Consider the following 5,106-nt stretch of genomic DNA (forward strand, 5'->3'; position numbering starts at 1 on the left):
ACCGGTACGCCGGGATCATCGACGCCGCCCGTGCCGCGGGCGCCCGGGTGCACCTGGCGGACGCCGACGTGCTCGCCGACGTCTCGCAGACCGTCACCCCCCAGGGCCTGATCGGTGTCTGCCGGTTCCTGGACTCGCCCTTCGAGGACATCCTCGCGGCGAAGCCCACCCTGGTCGCCGTCCTCGCCCACGTACGCGACCCCGGGAACGCGGGTACGGTGCTGCGCTGCGCGGACGCCGCCGGAGCGGACGCGGTCGTGCTCACCGACGCCTCCGTGGACCTCTACAACCCCAAATCGGTCCGTGCCTCCGTCGGCTCCCTCTTCCATCTGCCGGTGGCCGTCGGCGTACCCGTGGAGCAGGCCGTACGGGGACTCAGGGACGCCGGTGTGCGCATCCTGGCGGCCGACGGCGCGGGCGAGGACGACCTCGACGACGAACTCGACGCGGGCACCATGGGCGGGCCCACCGCCTGGGTGTTCGGCAACGAGGCGTGGGGCCTCCCGGAGGAGACGCGCGCCCTGGCCGACGCCGTCGTCCGGGTCCCGATCCACGGAAAGGCCGAGAGCCTCAACCTCGCCACCGCCGCCGCCGTGTGCCTCTACGCCTCCGCACGGGCCCAGCGCCCGCGGCGGGCCCGCTGATCTCCGCCGGCGCGCCACCGATCGATACGGGCCACACCCCGTCGGCGCCCGTCCGGAGGGTGTGCCGGGCCGCTGACGCCTAGTAGGGTGACGAACTCGGGGGCCCACTGCACCGGTTCGAGAGGTGGGGTACGGGAAGATGGCTGTCGGCATGAGCAGGCCGCGAGCGACACACACGGCCGCCGTGCGCGCCCTCCCCGACGGGGCCGGCGCGAGCCAGGCCGGCGGGAGACCCGTGGTGGGCATCGACCCGGACGACCTGCCCGACGGTCTCGTCGTCGCCGACGAGAACGGCAAGGTCATCTGCTTCAACGCGGCCGCGGCCCGGATCACCGCCACGCCCGGGGCCGCCGCGCTCGGCCGCTCCCTGGACCAGGCGCTGCCCCTCGAGGACCTCAAGGGGCGACGCTGGTGGGACCTCACCGACCCGTACGGCGGGCTCGCCATCAGGGTCGGCCAGCCCGAGCAGAACCTGCTGCTCCCCGGAGGCCGTGAGGTCCTGGTCTCCGCCCGGTACGTACGCGAGACCCCGGCCGGCCCGGTCCGCCGGCTCGTCGTGTCGCTGCGCGGCACCGAGGCGCGCCGCCGCACGGAGCTCAGCCACGCCGAACTGATCGCGACCGTCGCCCACGAGCTGCGTTCCCCGCTGACCTCGGTCAAGGGCTTCACCGCCACGCTCCTGGCCAAGTGGGAGCGGTTCACGGACGACCAGAAGCGGCTGATGCTGGAGACCGTCGACGCGGACGCCAACCGCGTCACCCGGCTCATCGCCGAGCTGCTCGACATCTCCCGCATCGACTCCGGCCGGCTGGAGCTGCGCCGCCAGCCCGTGGACATCTCCGCAGCCGTCGAGCGCCACATCCAGGCGCTCACCGCGAACGGCCAGGCGCCCGGCCGCTTCCTCGTGCACACCCGCCGGCCGCTGCCCGCGCTCTGGGCCGACCCGGACAAGGTCGACCAGGTCCTCGGCAACCTTCTCGAAAACGCGGTGCGCCACGGCGAGGGAACCGTCACCATCGAGATCGCCCCCGCACCCGCACCGGCGAAGAGCGACGAGAACGGAACGGCAGTCACCGTGAGCGACGAAGGCCCCGGCATTCCCGAGGAGTCGATGGGCCGCGTCTTCACCCGCTTCTGGCGGGGCAGCAAGCGCGGCGGGACCGGCCTGGGCCTGTACATCGTCAAGGGCATCGTCGAGGCGCACGGCGGCACCATCACGGTCGACCGCGCCCCCGGCGGCGGGGCCGAATTCCGATTTATCCTGCCCGTGGCAGCTCCGGCGTACCTCGCCTGAGCAGCCCACGGGCTTCTTCGCCTCCCGGCGGCCCGTAGACTCGACTTTTGGCACCTTTGCGTCCTCAGTCGTCGAGCCAGGGTCGCCACCAGCCAATCGGAAGCACGGGAAGAGATGTCGGCACCGAACAAGTCGTACGACCCAGTCGAGGTCGAGGCACTGAAACCGGAAGAGATCGAGCGCATGCGGGACGAGGCGTTCGCCGCCTTCGCCGCCGCGGGCGACCTCGACGCGCTCGCCCAGGCGAAGACCGCGCACACCGGTGGTACCTCGCCCCTGTCGCTCGCCAACCGGGAGATCGGCGCCCTGCCTCCGCAGGCCAAGGCCGAGGCGGGCAAGCGCGTGGGCCAGGCCCGCGGCGCCGTCTCCAAGGCGCTGGCCGCCCGCCAGGCCGAGCTGGAGGCCGAGCGGGATGCCCGGGTGCTGGTCGAGGAGGCGGTGGACGTCACCCTGCCCTACGACCGGACCCCGGCCGGTGCGCGCCACCCGCTGACGACGATCATGGAGCGCGTCGCCGATGTCTTCGTCGCCATGGGCTACGAGATCGCCGAGGGCCCCGAGGCCGAGGCGGAGTGGTTCAACTTCGACGCCCTGAACTTCGTGCCCGACCACCCGGCACGGCAGATGCAGGACACCTTCTTCGTGCAGGGCGCCGACGGGGCGAAGAGCGACGGGTCCGGTGTCGTGCTGCGCACGCACACCTCGCCCGTCCAGGCCCGTTCCCTGCTCAGCCGCAAGCCCCCCGTCTACGTGGTCTGCCCCGGGCGGGTCTACCGCACCGACGAGCTCGACGCCACGCACACCCCGGTCTTCCACCAGATCGAGCTGCTGGCGGTCGACGAGGGCCTCACGATGGCCGACCTCAAGGGCACCCTCGACCACATGGTCCAGGCGCTCTTCGGACCGGACATGAAGACCCGGCTGCGGCCGAACTTCTTCCCGTTCACCGAGCCGTCCGCCGAGATGGACATGGTCTGCTACGTCTGCCGGGGCGAGTCCGTCGGCAACCCGGACCGCCCCTGCCGCACCTGCGGCAGCGAGGGCTGGATCGAGCTCGGCGGCTGCGGCATGGTCAACCCGAAGGTGCTCGTCGCCTGCGGGGTGGACCCCGAGAAGTACAGCGGATTCGCCTTCGGATTCGGTATCGAGCGGATGCTGATGTTCCGCCACAACGTCGAGGACATGCGAGACATGGTCGAGGGCGACGTCCGGTTCACCCGGCCGTTCGGGATGGAGATCTGATGCGCGTCCCGCTTTCCTGGCTGCGGGAATACGTCGACCTGCCGGCGACGGAGACCGGCCGTGACGTACAGGCCAAGCTCGTCTCCGTCGGCCTCGAGGTCGAGACCGTCGAGCAGACCGGTGCCGGCCTCAAGGGCCCGCTGGTCGTCGGACAGGTCCTGACCATCGAGGAGCTGGAGGGCTTCAAGAAGCCCATCCGCTTCTGCACGGTCGACGTCGGCACCGCCAACGGCACCGGCGAACCGCAGGAGATCGTCTGCGGCGCCCGTAACTTCTCCGTCGGCGACAAGGTCGTCGTGGTCCTCCCGGGCGCCGTGCTGCCCGGCGACTTCGCGATCGCCGCGCGCAAGACGTACGGCAGGACCTCGCACGGCATGATCTGCTCGGCCGACGAACTCGGCATGGGCGACGACGGCACACACGGCATCATCGTCCTGCCGCCGGAGTTCGAGCCCGGCACCGACGCGATCGAGCTCCTGGAACTCGTCGACGAGGTCCTCGACATCGCCGTCACGCCCGACCGCGGCTACTGCCTCTCGATGCGCGGGGTCGCCCGCGAGACCGCCATCGCGTACGGGCTGCCGCTGCGCGACCCGGCGCTCCTGGACGTGCCCCCGCCCAACGCGCACGGCTACCCGGTGAAGGTCTCCGACCCGTTCGGCTGCAGCAACTTCACCGCACGTACGGTCACCGGCCTGCGGCCCGAGGCGCGCTCCCCGATCTGGATGCAGCGCCGGCTGCAGAAGGCCGGGATGCGCACCGTCTCGCTGGCCGTCGACATCACGAACTACGTGATGCTGGAGCTCGGACAGCCGCTGCACGCCTACGACCGCACCCGTGTCGCGGGGACGATCGGGGTGCGCCGCGCCCAGCAGGGCGAGAAGCTCACCACGCTCGACGGCGCCGTACGGGTCCTGGACGCCCAGGACCTGGTCATCACCGACGACCGCGGGCCGATCGGCCTCGCGGGCGTCATGGGCGGTGCCGACACGGAGATCGCCGACGCGGCCGAGGAGGCCGGGACCACCGAGGTCGTCATCGAGGCCGCGCACTTCGACGCGATCGCGATCGCCCGGACCGCGCGCCGCCACAAGCTCAGCTCCGAGGCGTCCAGGCGCTTCGAGCGCGGTGTCGACCCGCAGGCCGCCGCCGCTGCCGCGCAGCGCACGGTCGACCTGCTGGTCCTCCTCGCGGGCGGCACGGCCGAGGCCGGTGTCACGGAGATCACCGCCCCGTCCGCCCCCCGCACCATCGCGATGCCGGCGGACCACCCCGACCGGGTGGCCGGTGTCGCCTACGGCCGCGAGACCGTCGTACGCCGCCTCCAGGAGGTCGGCTGCGACGTCTACGGGCAGGACGAGCTGATCGTCACGGTGCCGTCCTGGCGCCCCGACCTCGCCGAGCCCAACGACCTGGCCGAGGAGGTCATCCGGCTGGAGGGGTACGAGAACCTCCCCTCCACCCTGCCGACCCCGCCCTCCGGACGCGGGCTCACCGACCGCCAGCGGCTGCACCGCCGCATCGGCCGCGCCCTGGCCGGCGCCGGTTACGTCGAGGCGCTGAGCTACCCGTTCATCGGCGACGCCGTCCTCGACCAGCTCGGCCTGGAGAAGGACGACGCCCGGCGCCGTACGGTCACCCTCGTCAACCCGCTCTCCGACGAGGAGCCCTCGCTGCGCACCACGCTGCTGCCGGGCCTGCTCGGCGCACTGCGGCGCAACGACGGCCGCGGCAGCCACGACCTGGCGCTCTTCGAGACGGGGCTGGTCTTCAGGCCCACCGGCCAGGAGACCAAGGCCGTGCGGCTGCCCGTCGACCGCCGTCCCACCGACGAGGAGATCGCCGGTCTGGACGCGGCGCTGCCGCGTCAGCCGCGCCGCGCCGCCGTCGTCCTGGCGGGCGCCCGCGAGCAGGCCGGCTGGTGGG

At 72.5% G+C, this 5,106-nt stretch carries 4 protein-coding genes; all 4 read left to right on the forward strand.

Translation table 11 applies throughout. The features are described from left to right. Positions 1-644 (forward strand): RNA methyltransferase (locus VN520_RS36255; RefSeq protein WP_325751208.1); only part of this gene is annotated, 644 nt, incomplete at its 5' end. Between the two features lie 139 nt (positions 645-783). Further along, on the forward strand, positions 784-1,938 hold the full coding sequence (locus VN520_RS36260; RefSeq protein ID WP_325751209.1) for a PAS domain-containing sensor histidine kinase: 1,155 nt from the start codon (positions 784-786) through the stop codon (positions 1,936-1,938). A gap of 114 nt (positions 1,939-2,052) precedes the next feature. After that, the gene (gene pheS / locus VN520_RS36265) at positions 2,053-3,180 is read left to right on the forward strand and encodes a phenylalanine--tRNA ligase subunit alpha (protein ID WP_325751210.1); all 1,128 of its coding nucleotides are present in this window, start codon (positions 2,053-2,055) and stop codon (positions 3,178-3,180) included. Further along, positions 3,180-5,106 (forward strand): phenylalanine--tRNA ligase subunit beta (gene pheT, locus VN520_RS36270; RefSeq protein ID WP_325751211.1); only part of this gene is annotated, 1,927 nt, incomplete at its 3' end. The genes pheS and pheT, both read left to right, overlap by 1 nt.

This window comes from Streptomyces sp., assembly GCF_035563135.1.
Taxonomy (GTDB): Bacteria; Actinomycetota; Actinomycetes; order Streptomycetales; family Streptomycetaceae; genus Streptomyces.